The sequence below is a fragment of the Bradyrhizobium sp. USDA 4510 genome (assembly GCF_054059095.1).
The window spans coordinates 9,037,997-9,053,163 of record NZ_JBSSBT010000001.1; the positions used below are offsets into that span (position 1 = coordinate 9,037,997).

At 64.2% G+C, this 15,167-nt stretch carries 24 protein-coding genes, 1 pseudogene and 1 riboswitch; of the genes and pseudogenes, 19 read left to right on the forward strand and 6 right to left on the reverse strand.

Going from position 1 to position 15,167, the window contains the following annotated elements; genetic code table 11:
* The first annotated feature begins 205 nt into the window (after positions 1-205).
* Positions 206-1,018, forward strand: a complete 813-nt coding sequence (locus ACVMDN_RS41970) for a response regulator (RefSeq protein ID WP_057016134.1) — start codon at positions 206-208, stop codon at positions 1,016-1,018.
* A gap of 81 nt (positions 1,019-1,099) precedes the next feature.
* Here ACVMDN_RS41970 and ACVMDN_RS41975 read toward each other — a convergent pair whose 3' ends face one another.
* Positions 1,100-2,311: a cytochrome P450 gene (locus ACVMDN_RS41975; RefSeq protein ID WP_456835794.1), complete on the reverse strand. Its 1,212-nt coding sequence runs from the start codon at positions 2,309-2,311 to the stop codon at positions 1,100-1,102.
* A gap of 115 nt (positions 2,312-2,426) precedes the next feature.
* Here ACVMDN_RS41975 and ACVMDN_RS41980 point away from each other — a divergent pair, with 115 nt between their 5' ends.
* The 3 genes and pseudogenes from ACVMDN_RS41980 to ACVMDN_RS41990 all read left to right on the forward strand — a co-directional run bounded on the left by ACVMDN_RS41980 (position 2,427) and on the right by ACVMDN_RS41990 (position 3,675).
* The gene (locus ACVMDN_RS41980; protein ID WP_244558665.1) at positions 2,427-3,149 is read left to right on the forward strand and encodes a TetR/AcrR family transcriptional regulator; all 723 of its coding nucleotides are present in this window, start codon (positions 2,427-2,429) and stop codon (positions 3,147-3,149) included.
* 157 nt (positions 3,150-3,306) lie between these two features.
* Positions 3,307-3,477 (forward strand): annotated as a pseudogene (locus ACVMDN_RS41985) (EamA family transporter); the annotation flags it as partial.
* A gap of 57 nt (positions 3,478-3,534) precedes the next feature.
* Positions 3,535-3,675 (forward strand): hypothetical protein, encoded by a 141-nt coding sequence (locus ACVMDN_RS41990; protein ID WP_155258615.1) that lies wholly within the window; start codon positions 3,535-3,537, stop codon positions 3,673-3,675.
* A gap of 26 nt (positions 3,676-3,701) precedes the next feature.
* Here ACVMDN_RS41990 and ACVMDN_RS41995 read toward each other — a convergent pair whose 3' ends face one another.
* Positions 3,702-3,953 (reverse strand): hypothetical protein, encoded by a 252-nt coding sequence (locus ACVMDN_RS41995; RefSeq protein ID WP_057016136.1) that lies wholly within the window; start codon positions 3,951-3,953, stop codon positions 3,702-3,704.
* 178 nt (positions 3,954-4,131) lie between these two features.
* Here ACVMDN_RS41995 and ACVMDN_RS42000 point away from each other — a divergent pair, with 178 nt between their 5' ends.
* From ACVMDN_RS42000 to crcB, 4 genes are all read left to right on the forward strand, one after another.
* Positions 4,132-4,308, forward strand: a complete 177-nt coding sequence (locus ACVMDN_RS42000) for a hypothetical protein (protein ID WP_194295308.1) — start codon at positions 4,132-4,134, stop codon at positions 4,306-4,308.
* Positions 4,309-4,345: 37 nt separating this feature from the next.
* Entirely contained in the window at positions 4,346-4,468 is a 123-nt protein-coding gene (locus ACVMDN_RS42005; RefSeq protein WP_256521238.1) for a hypothetical protein, read from the forward strand.
* 62 nt (positions 4,469-4,530) lie between these two features.
* Positions 4,531-4,591, forward strand: a riboswitch (Fluoride riboswitch).
* Between the two features lie 68 nt (positions 4,592-4,659).
* Positions 4,660-4,833: a hypothetical protein gene (locus tag ACVMDN_RS42010; RefSeq protein ID WP_156436118.1), complete on the forward strand. Its 174-nt coding sequence runs from the start codon at positions 4,660-4,662 to the stop codon at positions 4,831-4,833.
* Positions 4,830-5,216, forward strand: a complete 387-nt coding sequence (gene crcB / locus ACVMDN_RS42015; RefSeq protein WP_076824913.1) for a fluoride efflux transporter CrcB — start codon at positions 4,830-4,832, stop codon at positions 5,214-5,216. The genes ACVMDN_RS42010 and crcB overlap by 4 nt, the downstream gene beginning before the upstream one ends.
* On the opposite strand, the gene ACVMDN_RS42020 is transcribed toward crcB, so the two are convergent.
* Positions 5,213-5,467: a hypothetical protein gene (locus ACVMDN_RS42020; RefSeq protein ID WP_076824915.1), complete on the reverse strand. Its 255-nt coding sequence runs from the start codon at positions 5,465-5,467 to the stop codon at positions 5,213-5,215. The two genes, crcB and ACVMDN_RS42020, sit on opposite strands and share 4 nt — an antisense overlap.
* Positions 5,468-5,674: 207 nt before the next feature.
* On the opposite strand from ACVMDN_RS42020, the gene ACVMDN_RS42025 reads away from it, so the two are divergent.
* The 7 genes from ACVMDN_RS42025 (at position 5,675) to ACVMDN_RS42055 (ending at position 10,587) form a co-directional block, all read left to right on the forward strand.
* Positions 5,675-5,896 (forward strand): hypothetical protein, encoded by a 222-nt coding sequence (locus ACVMDN_RS42025; protein WP_057016139.1) that lies wholly within the window; start codon positions 5,675-5,677, stop codon positions 5,894-5,896.
* 146 nt (positions 5,897-6,042) lie between these two features.
* Positions 6,043-7,392: an IS701 family transposase gene (locus tag ACVMDN_RS42030; protein WP_076828966.1), complete on the forward strand. Its 1,350-nt coding sequence runs from the start codon at positions 6,043-6,045 to the stop codon at positions 7,390-7,392.
* 224 nt (positions 7,393-7,616) lie between these two features.
* Positions 7,617-8,297 carry a transglutaminase-like domain-containing protein gene (locus tag ACVMDN_RS42035; protein WP_076824917.1) on the forward strand — a complete coding sequence of 227 codons (681 nt, stop codon included), beginning with the start codon at positions 7,617-7,619 and terminating at the stop codon, positions 8,295-8,297.
* 43 nt (positions 8,298-8,340) lie between these two features.
* A complete protein-coding gene (locus ACVMDN_RS42040) occupies positions 8,341-9,267 on the forward strand; it encodes a DMT family transporter (RefSeq protein ID WP_076824919.1) in 927 nt (308 codons plus the stop codon).
* Positions 9,268-9,350: 83 nt separating this feature from the next.
* On the forward strand, positions 9,351-9,533 hold the full coding sequence (locus tag ACVMDN_RS42045; RefSeq protein ID WP_057016142.1) for a hypothetical protein: 183 nt from the start codon (positions 9,351-9,353) through the stop codon (positions 9,531-9,533).
* 136 nt (positions 9,534-9,669) lie between these two features.
* The gene (locus tag ACVMDN_RS42050) at positions 9,670-9,843 is read left to right on the forward strand and encodes a hypothetical protein (protein WP_168857994.1); all 174 of its coding nucleotides are present in this window, start codon (positions 9,670-9,672) and stop codon (positions 9,841-9,843) included.
* Positions 9,844-10,194: 351 nt separating this feature from the next.
* Positions 10,195-10,587, forward strand: coding sequence for a hypothetical protein (locus ACVMDN_RS42055; RefSeq protein ID WP_076824921.1), 393 nt, complete (start codon positions 10,195-10,197; stop codon positions 10,585-10,587).
* An 86-nt stretch (positions 10,588-10,673) separates the two neighbouring features.
* Here the strand turns inward: ACVMDN_RS42055 and ACVMDN_RS42060 are convergent, their stop codons facing one another.
* Both ACVMDN_RS42060 and ACVMDN_RS42065 read right to left on the reverse strand, forming a co-directional pair.
* Positions 10,674-11,114, reverse strand: a complete 441-nt coding sequence (locus tag ACVMDN_RS42060; RefSeq protein WP_076824923.1) for a hypothetical protein — start codon at positions 11,112-11,114, stop codon at positions 10,674-10,676.
* 166 nt (positions 11,115-11,280) lie between these two features.
* The gene (locus ACVMDN_RS42065) at positions 11,281-11,652 is read right to left on the reverse strand and encodes a DUF883 family protein (RefSeq protein WP_076824925.1); all 372 of its coding nucleotides are present in this window, start codon (positions 11,650-11,652) and stop codon (positions 11,281-11,283) included.
* Here ACVMDN_RS42065 and ACVMDN_RS42070 point away from each other — a divergent pair.
* Complete coding sequence (locus tag ACVMDN_RS42070; RefSeq protein WP_141342503.1) at positions 11,642-11,842, forward strand: hypothetical protein; 201 nt, start codon at positions 11,642-11,644, stop codon at positions 11,840-11,842. The genes ACVMDN_RS42065 and ACVMDN_RS42070 overlap by 11 nt on opposite strands.
* An 84-nt stretch (positions 11,843-11,926) precedes the next feature.
* On the opposite strand, the gene ACVMDN_RS42075 is transcribed toward ACVMDN_RS42070, so the two are convergent.
* Positions 11,927-13,039 (reverse strand): AI-2E family transporter, encoded by a 1,113-nt coding sequence (locus tag ACVMDN_RS42075; RefSeq protein WP_076824927.1) that lies wholly within the window; start codon positions 13,037-13,039, stop codon positions 11,927-11,929.
* Positions 13,040-13,266: 227 nt separating this feature from the next.
* Between ACVMDN_RS42075 and ACVMDN_RS42080 the strand changes: the two genes are divergently transcribed.
* The 3 genes from ACVMDN_RS42080 to ACVMDN_RS42090 all read left to right on the forward strand — a co-directional run bounded on the left by ACVMDN_RS42080 (position 13,267) and on the right by ACVMDN_RS42090 (position 15,007).
* A complete protein-coding gene (locus ACVMDN_RS42080; protein WP_076824961.1) occupies positions 13,267-14,082 on the forward strand; it encodes a L,D-transpeptidase in 816 nt (271 codons plus the stop codon).
* Positions 14,083-14,109: 27 nt separating this feature from the next.
* The gene (locus ACVMDN_RS42085; protein ID WP_057016146.1) at positions 14,110-14,739 is read left to right on the forward strand and encodes a DUF2865 domain-containing protein; all 630 of its coding nucleotides are present in this window, start codon (positions 14,110-14,112) and stop codon (positions 14,737-14,739) included.
* 112 nt (positions 14,740-14,851) lie between these two features.
* On the forward strand, positions 14,852-15,007 hold the full coding sequence (locus tag ACVMDN_RS42090) for a Thivi_2564 family membrane protein (RefSeq protein ID WP_085970696.1): 156 nt from the start codon (positions 14,852-14,854) through the stop codon (positions 15,005-15,007).
* Positions 15,008-15,167: the final 160 nt, after the last annotated feature.

Here is a 15,167-nt window from a genome sequence, read left to right on the forward strand (position 1 = left end):
GCTGGCCGCGTTGCCTCGTCGGTCTGGAGCTAATGCAAAGTTGCGCAGAAAGTTCCGGAATGCTGGAACTATTTCGTGGAACTTTTTCGGCTTTCGCGCGTAGTCGGCGATGCAGGGGAACCGGGGTCGTCCCAGAACTGGATTCTGCCGCCCCCAGACAATGGGTTTCAGGCCGCCAGGCCTCACGAACAAGGATGGAGTGGGAATGTCCCGATCGCAGATCGTTGCCGAACACCTTCCGCTGTTGCGCCGTTACGCTCGCGCACTGACCGGAAATCAGGCGTCGGGGGACGCCTATGTCGGGGCCATGCTCGAGGCCCTGTTGCAGGATGGATCGTTGCTGGATCAGACCCACGGGCCGCGCGCCGGCCTGTTTCGGCTGTTCACCCAGATCTGGAATTCGGTGTCGGTGAACAACAACGAAAATGCCGACGTGGCGACGCTGTCGCTGCCGCCGGAGCGTCGGCTGTCCAACATCACGCCGCTGCCTCGCCAGGCCTTCCTGCTGCTGTCGCTCGAGGGCTTCTCGGAGGAGGAGGTCGGCTACATTCTCGGCACCGATATCGCCGAGACGCGCAAGCTCACCGATGCCGCCGGCCGCGAGATGGCCGCCGAGATCGCCACCGACGTCCTGATCATTGAGGACGAGACCTTCATCGCCATGGACCTCGAGAGCCTGGTGAAGAATCTCGGTCACAACGTCATCGGCGTTGCCCGCACGCATTCCGACGCCGTGGCGCTCGCCAAGAACAAGAAGCCCGGCCTGATCCTCGCCGATATCCAGCTCGCCGATGGCTCGTCGGGCCTCGATGCCGTGAACGAGTTGCTGCGGACCTTCGAGGTGCCGGTGGTGTTCATCACCGCCTATCCCGAGCGCTTCCTGACCGGCGAGCGGCCGGAGCCGGCATTCCTGATCTCAAAGCCGTTCCAGCCGGCGATGGTGTCGGCGGTGGCGAGCCAGGCGCTGTTCTTCCAGCGCAACTCGCGCAACCGCACGCCGCGCGCGGCATCGGCATGATCTGAATTTACGCAAGGGAGCAAAATCCAGACCGGCGTGCCGAAAGGTACGCCGGCTTTTTTTGAGCCTTCGATAGCGACGTTACTTCGGCGTCACGCGGACCGGCATTGTGCTGAGCGCCCGCAGGCCCGAGCTGTCGCGGAAGGCTGTGGGGCCTGCGACCTCGAGCCGTTTGACGCGGCTGGCGAGCGCTGTGATCACGGCCTCGGCTTCCAGCCGCGCCACCATCTGCCCGACGCAGCCGTGGATGCCGACGCCGAAGCCCATGTGTCCGGAGAGCCGCCGTCTGACGTCGAATTGGTCGGCATGCTCCCAGCGCGTCTCGTCGCGGTTGGCGGAGGCGAGCAGCAGCAGCACCTTCTCGTGCTTGCCGATCCTGACGCCGGCGATCTCGGTGTCATGCGGCGTGGTGCGGAACACGAATGGCGCCGGTGAATCGAAGCGCAGCGTCTCGTCGAATGCCGCGCGCGACAACGACGGATCGGCTGCAAGCAGCGACCATTGCTCGGGATGGCGCGCAAGCGTGTACAGCGCCATGCCGATCGCGCTGATCGTGGTGTCGAGCCCGGCCGAGAGCAGCGAACGCACCAGCAGCGGAGCTTCCTCCGCGCTGATCTCGCCGGCGTCGGCCGCCTCATAGACCTGCGCGCCAAAGCTGCCCGGGCGCAGCGCCTCGCGCTGGCAGCGCGCCGCGACCCAGGGCAGCACGCGCGGCGCCTCTTTCATCAACGCGCGAAAATAATCGTTCTCGGGCCCGAAGCCGGCGAACACCATCGCGCCATAGGTCAGGAAGTTCTCGCGCCCCTCCTGGTCGATGCCGAGCGCGTCGGGAAACACGCTGACCGGAAACACCTCCGCGATGTCCTTGATGGCGTCAAACGATCCGCGCTCGACCAGCCCGTCGATCAGCCGCGTCGCCGTTGACTTGAAATCATCTGCAAGCCGCCGCATCGCACCGGGCGAGAGGATCCGCGCCAGCACCGCGCGGGTTCGGGTGTGCAGCGGCGGATCGGCTTCCAGCACGATGCTCGGCGGCCGCCACGGCTTCTCCTTGAAGTGGTTCGCAAGTCCCGCGCCGCCGGCGTTGCTGAAATTGACATGGTCCCCAAAGATCGTCTTGACCTCGGCAAAGCGCGGCACCGCCCAGATGTCATAACTGGTCAGGCGGATGACCGGCGCCGCGGCACGCAGCTCCGCATAGGTGCCGTAGGGATCGGCCCGCGTCGCCGCGCTGAACGGATCGAAATCGCTGCGGGCCATTTCGCCTGCAAGGGAGCTCGCTTGGCTGCTCATCGGATCCTCCCGTCTTGTCATGAGTTAATTGACCATAGTCAATTAACTTGCATATTGCAAGGGCGGGGTTGCCATCGGGGCGGGTGCGCGGCATGGAGGCGCGAGGCAGATGGGGATGTCGATCGTGGAGCGAGCCAAAGACGCACGGCGCTTTCAGCGCAGGGCGCGCCAGGAGGCCGACAAGGAGGCGCTGAAGGCGCTGATCCTTAAGACCGCGCGCAGGGAGTTCGCCGCCGGCACGCTCGAGACCGTATCGATCCAGAAGATCGCCGACGCGATCGGCTACTCGAAGGGCACCGTTCTCAAATATTACCCGACCAAGCTGCTGCTGCTGCTCGCGGTGAAGCAGCAGAATCTCGAGGCGGTCGCCGAACGCCTCGAGCGGGTCCGCGCGGAGACGGCCGACAGCGATCTGCGGCTGCGGCGCGTGATGGAAACCTATCTCGATTACTGGGCCGACAATCCCGATCACTTCCGCTCACTGTTCTCGATGTCCGGTACGACCGAGGACCGCCGTTTTCCCGACGGCGTCTATTTCGGCGAGACCGAGATCGCGCGCCGCAGCTACGAATTGTTCGTGATCTCGGTGCGGGAATTTCTGGCGGCACATGGCGCCGAGCCGGCGCCTGGCCTGCCGCAGCGGCTCGCGACCGCGCTGCTGGCGGCGACCCACGGCGTGGTCGCGCTCACGCTCGGCACGCCGACCATGAAACTGCCCGACATGCGCGGCACCGGCCGCCTGCTCATCGCAAGCCTGATCGATGCCTGGACGGCCAGGCTTGCCGCCGCTCGGAAAAACGACGGCTGGCCGCGGATCACGATCGGCACCTTCGCCTGACGGAGCGTGCCGCGCGTCCCCGCATACGCTACACGCCCCTCATACGCGAAGCGATGTGGAATCCCGTGCGTTCGCCTGCTAAGCGCCGCCCATGGATACGACGCAGCGCGATCGAACGGTGGGCTTTCTCTGCCTAGTGGTGTGACGGCGTTCGGCTGAGACGCTGCGCCGCCTGCCGCCGACATCGGCGTCAACGGGCATGCTGCTGGTGCCGGTCATCGGCGTGGTGTCGGCCGCGATCATTCTCGGTGAGCCGCTGGGCCTGCGCGAGATCGGCGCCATGGCGCTGACGCTCGGCGGCGTGACGCTGGCGCTGCAGCGAGCCTGATGCAGGCGAGGGAACGGACATCGGTGCATCGCGTTCTCCCGAAAAGGGAGCTTGGCCATGCGCAAGGCGATCGCGCGGCTTGATGCGGAGCAGAGGGCGCAACTGCTTTATCTCGCAGATCTCGGCACGGCGATGTTCACGTCGGCCCTCGTGGTGTGCATCCTGAAGGCGATTGTCGACCTGTTCGCCGCAGGCTGAACCGCCACGTCTGCGCCAACGCGCCGTCAATCCTCTTCCGCCTCTAGCGGGGCATCGCTCTGGATATGTCCATCCGGCCCCCGGTTGAATACCCCGTAATCGCTCGATTTCACTCCTGCCGCCCCATCGGTGCCACCGCCGGCCAGACCGAGCTTGAGCAACTCGCGGACCGCCGCGGCGCGGGTCGGCATGCGGTGCTTGAAGCGGAAATCGTCGAGGGCTGCCAACTCCTCTGGCGACAGCATGACCTGAAGCCGTTCGGCGCGAAGCTCATTCATCGCAAAACACCCAAACTTAGCTTGTTGAGTGATTTGCTAAACCGCCAAACTCGCGTGGGGTTCCATCGGTTGAGTTAAAAACGTTGATTGAGTAAATTTTTCAAATGAAATCAATAGTTTAGATAAAAATAAAGGAACGGTCCGACCACCCATCTCGTTATGCTGCTGGAGAGATGCCATGACCAACCACGTCAAGCTTCCCCGCAAGCTATCCGAGGAGCCGGAAGCCCCGAAACCGCGGCGTCCGAGCCACGCGAAAGTCATCGAGCAACTGGACCGCTGGGCCAACAGCCCCGGTCTTCAACCGCCAAAGGTCGATAATGCAGAGGACGATTCAAAAGCGGAAGCGATCTGAACCCCACACATTCGAGCAGCGCCTCGAGGAACACCGCGTGCGACTTGAAAGCCGGCTCGCGCAATTGCCGCGCGGTGCCGAACGCGAGCAGATCGTCGCGCGCATCGAGCAACTGCGGACAGCCGTCGAATTGAACGCGATGCTGTCGACGGCCGGCTGAGCCGAGAAGCGAAACGGCGGAACGGCCCACTTGCTCCCGCCGCTCCGCCCGCCTACCATTCCCATGTTGATGGGGATGGAGTTCCCCGATAACCGCCGCAAGGCTGATGACTCCTACCGGGCGCGACAGCGTCGGTAGGAGCATGCGCCACCGCCGACCCGCCGTGTCCCGCGAATGAGAAGGGACAGCGCATGGCGGGTCTTCCTGGTTCACTCTCAATCGCATTGTCGCTGGTCGGGTCGATCTGGCTCGTCGGTGTCGTCGCCCTGCTGGTCGGCGCGCCGGGCGAGCTGGTCGCGGCGACCTTCGTGCTTGGGTTGGTGGCGGGCTTCGTCGAATGGCGAGCCGGAAAGGTGGAGCATTGAACGTTCAGTTGTTGGCGGCGGTCGCGATCGGCGGTTCGCTGGGATCGGTCGCGCGCTATCTGGTGGCGATCGGCGCGGGGCGCCTTGTCGGTACGGACTTTCCCTGGGGCACGCTGGTGATCAACATCGTGGGTTCATTCCTGATCGGCGCCTTCGCGGAGGCGTTCGCGCTGAGCTGGAATGCCAGCCAGGCGATGCGGGTGTTTCTCACCGTCGGCATTTGCGGCGGCTTCACCACCTTCTCGACCTTCTCGCTCGATGCGATCGTGCTGATGCAGCGCGGCGAGCTATGGTCGGCCGGCACCTACATCGCGGCCTCCGTCGCGCTCTCGATTTTCGCGCTGTTCGGCGGCCTGCTGCTGGTGCGGGCGTTCACAGCCTAGTCAGTCGCGCGGCGGCCGGTGCGTGGATTGAGCGGTGCGGTCGGCGGCCGTCGCAGCGCTTCGGGCAGGAACGGTTCGCCCCGCCGAGGCGAGGCGTCGGCACGCACATCGGCGGCCCATTGCGCACGTTCGTGCGGCGTCTGGTTGTCGTTGAAGCTTCGCTTCACATCGACGCCGTCGACGGGATCGTTGACGCCGTTCCGGCTGGCGGGATGGTCGACGCCGCTGTGGATGTCACTGGAGTTGCCCATCGCGGCCTCCGTGCTCGGCTGATCCGGATCAGGATTTGATCCTGGATCCAGGACTTCTGCACCAACGTGGCCGGCGCAAGCGCCGTTCCAAACATGAAAGTGAAGGGCGGGAGGTACCGTCCGCCGCCCGGAATCCTTGGCGCGTCCGGGACCAGCCGGTAGGATGGAACCCGGATGGCAGCCAGGAACCAAGGGAAAGACCGGGGAATGAAGCATATCGACGTCGCGGTGATTGCTGCCACGCTGTGGCTGCTGGCGTCGATGGTGCTCGACATCCTGACGCCGAAGTCGCTCACCGCGCTGATGATCGCCGCCGCGCTTGCGCCGCCGTTCCTGATCGGGATCGGCATCCATTTCGCACGTGAATATTTCAAGGCGAGGCGACGCAGCTACCCGCCGCCGCAGTTGGACGAACACTTCAAGAACTAAAGCATGATCCGGAAAAGTGCGAAGCGGTTTTCCGAGAAGATCATGCTCAAACAAGGAGCTAAAACGCGATGATGATTCAACCTAACACTACTTTGGCAGATTGTTGATTTTGCCGCGTTTTATAGGATTCCCGAATCAATTTTTCAATGATTCATGGGTGGTCGGCTCTTGGAGGGCTGACCATGCCCGGATGGGAAGACGAACTCGAACGCTGGCTGATGCCGTTCTTGGACCGGCTGGGTCATAAGACCCGGCAGCGGATGTGTCCTCTGTATGTTGCGGGATTGATCGGTCCGGGCGATCGCAAGAGCGTTCAGCCGATGGCGGAACGCCTTGCCGCGAGCAACTACGACCAGTTGCACCATTTCATTGCGGACGGTGTCTGGGACGCGACGCCGCTGGAGACAGAGCTGCTCAACCAGGCGGACCGACTTGTCGGCGGCAGGGATGCGGTGCTGGTTATTGATGACACCTCACTTCCCAAGAAGGGTGAGCGCTCGGTCGGTGTTGCGGCTCAATACGCGTCGGCTCTCGGTAAAACGGCAAATTGCCAAACGCTGGTGTCTTTGACGCTTGCTCGCGGCGAAGTGCCCGTGATGGTCGCGTTACGTCTCTTTCTGCCTGACAGTTGGACAAGCGACATATCTCGTTTGAAGCGCGCTCGCGTGCCAGTCGAACATCGAACGGCACGGTCCAAGCCCGAGATTGCTCTAGCCGAGATTGACCGCGCGATGGCAGCCAACGTGCGCTTTGGATGTGTGCTGGCGGATGCAGGATACGGCCTCAGCGCACCGTTTCGACAAGGGCTAACAGAGCGCGGGCTGACCTGGGCTGTCGGCATCCCTCGGCACCAGAAAGTGTATCCGGTCGATGTGAAGCTCATTTGGCCGATTACCAAGGTCCGCGGAAAACCACGAAAGCACCACGTGCCCGATATCTTATCGATTGCCGCAGAACAAATGCTCGCCAGCGCCAAATGGAAAACCGTGAGTTGGCGTAGCGGGACGAAAGGTCGGCTGAAAGCCCAATTTGCTGCTCTCCGTGTCCGGACCGCCGACGGCCCTCCGCAGCGGATATGGGATAAAGGTCAGCAGCATCTCCCAGGCGACGAAGCCTGGCTCATTGGCGAGCAACGTGCGTCCGGGGAGAAGAAATACTATCTGGCCAATCTTCCGGCGGCGACGGATCTGCGCACGCTGGCCGCCACCATCAAGGCACGGTGGATTTGTGAGCAGGCGCATCAGCAGTTGAAGGAGGAACTTGGACTTGATCACTTCGAAGGGCGATCATGGCAAGGTCTTCATCGCCACGCCTTGATGACAATGATTGCCTACGCCTTCCTGCAACATCGTCGCCTCGCATACGCGGGGCGGAAAAAAAAGAATCAACGGGCCTCCGCCTCAGCCAACCATGCCAGCCGTACGTCACGCCATCGTCGATCTCATCCTTCGGCCGCCGTCTCAGCAGTGCCCATATTGCCGAAAGCAAATCCGTGAAAAACAGCGGCGAAAACACAATCTGCCAAAGTAGTGCTAATCTCATCGCGCTTTAGCGTGTTTTCGAGCGAAGCGGACACCGGTTCGCGTGAAGAAAACGCGTCAAAACTAGAATCCAGAGCCCCGTTTCGATTCAATCGGAGCGGGGCTCCGGCCGGGCAGCGCTGCGGGACGGGCTGCACGTGCTGCATTGAACTGCCCACATGGCTTGCTAAGCTTGCGCCATGACCGAGCATCTCCCGGAAACGATCAGCCGCCTCTACACCGACCCTGGCGAATATGTCGACAGCGACCATCCCGCCGTCGAGGCGTTCGCCCGCGCCGCCGTTCCGTCTGACGCCAGCGCGCGCGACAAGGCGCGCCGGCTCTACACCGCGGTGCGTGACGGCATCCGCTACAACCCCTATGTCAGCATGCGCTCGCCCGAGAGCTACCGGGCCTCCAGCGTGCTCGCCGCCGGCAACGGCTATTGCGTCGGCAAGGCGGCGCTCTATGCCGCGGCCTGCCGGGTCCACGGCATCCCGGCGCGTGTCGGCTTCGCCGATGTGCGCAACCATCTCACCACCGAGAAGCTGCGCCAGAGCATGGGCTCGGACCTGTTCACCTGGCACGGCTTCACCGACGTGTTCGTCGACGGCGCCTGGCGCAAGGCGACGCCGACCTTCAACGACACGCTGTGCGCCAAGCTCGGCGTCAAGCCGCTCGATTTCGACGGCCACGCCGACGCACTGCTGCATCCCTTCGACGGTGAAGGGCGCGCCTACATGCAGTATGTCAACGACCACGGCAGCTATCACGACGTCCCCGCCAAATTCCTGATGCGCGAGATGGCGCGCGAATACGCCAACATGCAGGGCGAGGATCTCGCCGGCCGCGACATGGAGCGCGAGGCGGCCGAGCAGTAGCGGACGTCTGAGCCGATCGCGCGCCGGCTGAGGGGGCGGTGTCATGGATGCGGAGCCGCCGAAGGCGCAGGTCAGCCGCCCCGCCAAGGGCTGGGAGGACGCGGTCGCGCTGACGGGCTTCATCCTGGTCGCGGTCGGGCAGGCCTCCAACCAGGTTCTGGCGCGCGGGCTTGCCGGCTCGGTGCCGCCGTTTTCGCTCGCCTTCTTCCGCTGGAGCATCATCGCCATCGGCCTCGCCCCGTTTGCGATCGCAGCGATCCGCGACGGCAAGATCCCGCTGGCGCAGAACCTCTGGCCGATCTTCGCCGCCGGCTTCCTCGGCATGTTCCTGTGCGGCGGCCCGGTCTACATCGCCGGCATCACGACCACGGCGATCCACATCGCGCTGATCTTCGCGCTGTCGCCGATCATGGTGCTGCTGATCTCGGCGGCGCTCGGCATCGAGCATATTGGTCCGCTGCAATGGCTCGGCACGGCGCTGGCGCTCGGCGGCGCGCTCCTGATCGTCTCGGGCGGTCATCTGGAAACGCTGACGCAATCGAGCGCGGCCTGGGGCGATCTCCTGGTGGTGTGCGCGATGCTCGGCTGGTCCGGCTACACGCTGCTGCAGTCGCGCGTCGCGCCGCGCGCCTCGCTGCTGGCTCGGGTCAGCCTGTTCTCGGCGGCCGGCGCGCTGTGCTCGCTGCCGCAGGCGCTCCGGGAGATGTGGGCCATGCCGGCGGAGGTGTTCAACACCCGGGCGTTCGAGGCCTATGTCTTCGCCGGCCTCGTGCCCGGCCTGATCGCCTATGCCGGCTTCGCCTGGCTCGGCGCGAGATTCGGCTCTGTGCGGAGCTCGCTGGTGCTCTACGTCGCACCGATCGCGAGCGCGTTGCTGTCCTGGATCATCCTCGGCGAGCCGCCGAAGCTGATCCATCTGGTTGGCGGCCTTTTGATCCTCGGCGGCGTCTGGGCGAGCCTGCGCAAATAGATCCAGTTGCTTGCCAAGGTGCAACCTTTTCCGGCCTCGTGCGTTGAATCCAGCGTTGATTCAAGAGCTTAGTCGGAGGTCGCATGAATCTTACTCCCCAGCAGCGCAAGGACCGTGATGCGCAGCGTCAGCAAGATGCATCGCAGGCGATGAAGGAGCATCGCGCCAACGAGAAGGCGTTCTACGACAACTTCCAGCGCCTCAAGGCCGAACGGCAGGCGCGCGAAGCTGCGGAGTTACGGAAGACGAAATCCGCTTCGAAATAAGCGCTTGGAGTCACACCCACCAATCCGGATGGCCCGGATCTGATCGACCGAGAAGGAGCGGAAGCGAGGGGGCGAGCACGGCGCAAACAAGCTCGCCCCGAAGACGAGAAATCTCCAGGCTTATGGAGGACGTCAGATGTACTTTGCCGATCAGAAAACGGTCACCTGCAAATGCGGTGAGCCCTTGAGCGAATTGATGCTCGTCGACGACCAGACAACCGGAATCAAGTTTCACGTCGGTCGTTGCCCGTCCTGCCGTGAAGTGACGGTTGTTCGATCCCAGGACATGCCATCGAACGACAATGCCTGACGCGGACGGTCCTCTCGCGAGTGGGAGGACCGGGCCATTGGTTTCAGATTTTTCGATTGCGACCGGTGAGCGACAGGCCGGCTGACGCATCGTTTGCGGCACACCAGAAAAGAGCAGGGCGCGACCGGCATCACCACGGTCGCGCCCTACGTCGCCGGTCAATGGGGCAGGGGGAATAACCGGCTCTTCCAAAGACTCGCAGACCCCCTGAGTCGTTCCGCACAAGCGAAAATATTTTCGTACACGGTTAAGTGATGGCCGGACGCGAGAACCCCGCGGGTTTCGTTCGCGTTGTGTCCGGGATCGCCAAGGGATCGTCGAGCGAATTTCCATGGGGCGAGGGACATCACCATGTCAAAGATTCAGATGGGAATTTTCGCTGCGCTGGCGGCTGGGCTGACGCTTGGCGCCGTCCAGCTGGCATCTGGCCACGATCTCATCGGCCGCCAGCAGGTCACCACCGCACTGGCGCCGGAGAGCGCCGTCAATCGCGCCGCCAAGACCGACCGTTCCACGGTTCCGGTCATCGGCCTGCCGAGCCGGACCGTTGCGCTGAAGGTCGAGCGGCTTCCCGATACGTCGGTGCTGGTCCGCGTCCCCGTGGCCAAGGAAGAGGCGCGCCATCGCCCCGCGGTGCCGGCTCGGGCACGGCCCGGCGACACCCGCAAAGTGGCCTGCGAGCCCGTGGTCAGCGTGCTGACCGAAGTGGCCAAGCTGCTGCAGCCCGGCCGCTGCGTGACCTGAAAAGGGCGCACAGTCGTCTAATGTCGACGGCGTCATCGCCCGGCTTGATGTTCAGTTGCGGTTTGCACCTTACCGGGCAACGCAGGCTATTCCTCCTCGTCCGCCTCGCCGCCGCTGGCAGCGCTGCGGCCTGCCATCAGGCCAAGTGCGAGGCCGCCGATCGCCAGGATCGGGATGAGCCGCTTCGCCCCGATGGCCCGCACGATCTGCAGGCCGGTGGCGACCACCACGGGATCGGCAAACACATTGGCCGCGGCGGCTTTTGCCGCCTTCTCGGCGCGGCGGCGCATCTCGCGCTTGCGCACGATGTAGACGCTGGCGGTGATCAGCGTGACGACAAGGAACAGCGCAGCGCCGGCGAGGCACGCTTCCACCGGCCCGTAGTGCTGCAGCACGTAGACGAAGGCGGCGGCGCACAGAAAGCCGATGGTGATGAACAGCGCGATCGCGGCGGCCGCGGCCAGCGACGTCAGCCGCAGCGCGTTGCCGGTGGTATCCTTGACGTCATTGATCAGCCGCTGAAGCATCGACCAGCCCTGCCCTGAATCTTGTCCTGAATCTTGCCTCGAACCTTGCCCTGAAGAGCGCGTCGACAAACGCGGCGGCGGCGCGCCAGCGCCGCCATCGCATCCAGAGGGGTGGTTTCCGCGTGACCGCCACCATGGGGCTCATCCCCCGGAGACCGCAGATTGCCTAGCGGCGCCAGGTGACGCCGATCAGGAAGCCGAGACCCAGCGCAAGGCCGACCGTCGCCAGCGGCCGCTGCGTGATCATATCTTCCAGCGATTCCTCGATCGAGGATGCGGCATCCTGCGCCGCGCCCATCATCGCGCTGCCGCGCTCCGACATGTCGTCGAGTGTATCTTCCGCACTGGCGCGCGCATCCTTGTAGCGGCGGCGAGCCTGCCTGCCCGCGTTGTTGGCAAACGAGTTCAGCGCGTCGGTGATCTGTTCGGTGAGGGCGGCGATATCGTTCTTCACGGCGGTGACATCCTTTTCAAGGCGTTCGTAGGTCGCTTTGTCCGTCATGTTCTTGATCCCAAATGCGCTGTCCGTGCTCGACATCGAAAAGCTCCCGGAGAACTTGCGTGCTGGAGCAAAAACGCGCCGCGCGGTGCATGGTTCCAGCCGTGAAACCGGGCTTTCAAACGGTGCCGGCTTCGCTCGAGAACGCCTTGCTAGTGTGCTGAATGCGAAGTTCGTGCGATTTCGCGCCAGCCACTTTCACGAACTTCGCATTCATAAAGCACACTAGAATCATAAGTTTGCTAGTGTCCTTATCGAATCCGAAGTTCGCTCCGAAGGTACGGCAAATGATGCGAACTTCGGATTCGGGACACTAGTCCTCCGGCAGCTGCGGCGAATTGACCGGCATCAAATGCTCCTTGACGATCAGTGCCACGATCAGGAGCGGCGACGACAGGAAGGCGCCCATCGGGCCCCATAGCCAGGTCCAGAACGCCAGCGCCAGGAAGACTGCGAGCGCGTTCAGCGACAGTCTGCGGCCGACGATCGTCGGCGTGACGAAATGTCCTTCCATGAAGGTCACGACGGTAAAGCAGGCCGGCGCGATCAGCCCGGCGCCGATGGTCGGCGAGGCGATGATGCCGACCGCGACCAGCACGACAAACATCGCGATCGGCCCGATGATCGGAACGAAGTTCAGCGTGGCGGCGAGCGCACCGAGCCCAGCCGGATTTGGCATGCCCGTTGCTGCGCAGATCGCGCCGGTGACGATGCCGACGCCGACATTGATCATGGTCACCATCAGAAGATAATTGCCGAGATGGGTCTCGACCTCGTTGAGGATGCGCAGCGTACGCAGCCGCGCCGTGCGTTCGCTGAATGCCATCACCAGTGCGCGGCGCAGATCCTTCCAGCTTGCGATGAACAGGATCAGGGTCGCGATGAACAGCAGGAATTCGGCGAAGGTCGGCGACAGGAATTCCAGCGTCGGCTGCACCCATTCGAATTTCGGCAGCTGGAGCGTGGCCAGCGTATCGGAGCCGCCGACCATGGTCTGCAATTCCTGCCACAGCGCGAGCGGCCGGTCGAACACGCGCAGCTTCTCCTTCAGGATCGCGCCGAGCTCGGGCAGCCGCGAGCTCCACTCCATCACCGGCGAGGCAATCAGCCCGACCATGAAGCTGACGGCGGCGCCGACCGCGATCACGATGACGACCGCGCCGAGCGCGCGCGGAATCCGATAGCGCTCGAGCATGCTCGCCGCCGGCGACAGCATGGTGCCGACGATGAAGGCCATGGTGATCGGGAGGAAGAAGGCGCGTGCGAAATAGAGCACCGCGACAATGACAATAACCAGCAGGGCCATCAATGCGAAAGCGACGGCCTCGGCGCGGCTGACAACCGGCGGCAGTTCGATCTTGCTGTCGGGGACTGGCGTGCCTTCGGGCGCTTTGCCAAGCAGGTCTTCACTTGGAAAGGCGCGCACCGAACTCCTCCCGCGTGAGGACGAACAAACCCGCCGCGTGGTCGCCCCGCGCGTCGAATGGCGCGATGACAACGGGCCGCTCCTCGGAAAGTTCCGTCGCGCGTTCGTGAGACGTGACGGGTTGACAATCGCGGCTTCGCGACGACTCGCGGCGGAACCGACTCGCGGCCATGCGCGTTGGCCCGGCATCGCATCACCACGATGCGCATCCCGTCCAGGGGCAGCACATGACACAGCAGTCTGTTTCCAGCCGCCGGCTTGCGTCGCGCGCCGCGCGCACCTTTGCCTTCGCCAGCGTCCTGTTTGCGACGCCGTTTGTTGTCGCCACGTCGGCCAGCGCCCAGGTCCGTTCTTCCGCGCTCGGCTATGCGTCGACGCAGTCGGGCGCATTTCCCGCCGACGAGGTGATGAACGACCCCTCGATTGCCGGCGAGGACGGCGCGCTGCCGGAGCGGCTGCGCCGGACCACCGTCGCGCTCAACACGACTGAGGCGCCCGGCACCATCATCATCGATACCGGCAACACCGCACTCTATTACGTGCTCGGCGGCGGCCGGGCGATCCGCTACGGCGTCGGCGTCGGCCGCGAGGGCTTCACCTGGGCCGGCACACAGACCATCAGCCGCAAGGCCGAATGGCCGGACTGGCATCCGCCCGCCGAGATGATCAGGCGCCAGCCCTATCTGCCGCGCTTCATGGCCGGCGGCCCGGGCAACCCGCTCGGTGCGCGCGCGATGTATCTCGGCTCCAGCGAATACCGCATCCACGGCACCAACGATCCCTCGACGATCGGCAAGTTCGTCTCGTCCGGCTGTATCCGCCTGACCAATGAAGACGTTTCCGACCTGTTCAGCCGGGTCGATGTCGGCACCAGGGTCGTGGTGCTGCCGAAGAACGCGCCGCACCTCGCCGCGCGCGAGATCGGCCCGACCACGACGCAGATCTCGGTCCGGCCGGCCGCGGCGCGGCCGCGCCCCGCGGCGGCGACGCTGCCGTCCGGGCGTCAGGCGATGAACATCCCGACGGCTTCCTCGTTGTACTGACGATCGATGTTGTACTGAGGGCCGGTGATGGTGACGCGATACTCCAGGCGGTGGGCGTTCGGGACCGCGGCAGTGCTTGGCCTGTCCCTTGCGCCTGCGGCGCAAGCCCAGGATTTCTTCTCGCAACTGTTCGGCGGCTTCATGCATGGCCGCCCGCCGATGATTCGGATGCCGTTCGACGATGGGCCGCCTATGATGCCGCGGGTCGAGCGCCGTCCACGCTATGACGTCGGCCAGGCCTATTGCGTGCGGACCTGCGACGGCCGCTATTTCCCGCTTGCGTCGACCGGCAACCAGAGCAAGGCGGAAAGCTGCAACAGCTTCTGTCCGGCGAGCGCGACCGAAGTGGTCTATGGCGGCAATATCGACAACGCCGCGACGGAAGACGGCAAGCCGTATTCCGAGCTGCCGAACGCGTTCCGCTATCGCGACGAGCTGGTCTCGGGCTGCACCTGCAACGGCAAGGACTCTGTCGGCCTCGCCGCGGTGAAAATCGAGGACGATCCGACCTTGCGCAAGGGCGACATCGTCGCCGGCAAGGACGGGCTGATGTCGGTGAGCCGTCCGGACCGGCGCGGCGCGCAGCTCAACTTCACGCCGGCGCCGGATCGCATCCGCGCCAAATATGGCCGGCCGGCGGTGGTGGCGCGCGAGTAGCGTCGATCACATGCGGGCGGCCGCCTTCGGTTCCTGGCGCGGAACCGGCCTGCCTCCTGCACGTTAGCAAAGGGCGAACAGCACATTCACCGATGCCATCAGGGGGCTCCGCATGCTCGTCGGCGTACTCGTCACCTTCCTTGTCGTTATTCTCGTTCTTTATCTCATCAACATGCTGCCGCTCGACGGCCGCGCCAAGCAGATCGCGCGCGCCGTCGTCATCATCATCGGCATCATCTCGCTGCTGAAGTATCTGGCGGTGTTCTAGATCCGTCATTGCGAGGAGCGAAGCGCAACCATCCTCATCGTCGTCCCTGCCTGGTGCGCAATTGCGCACCAGGCAAGGACGACAATGGCGGCGGTCGTGATTCAAGTTGTCAAACAGCTTCTCGGTGTCGTCACCCGCATGCATGAGCGGGGGGTGACAC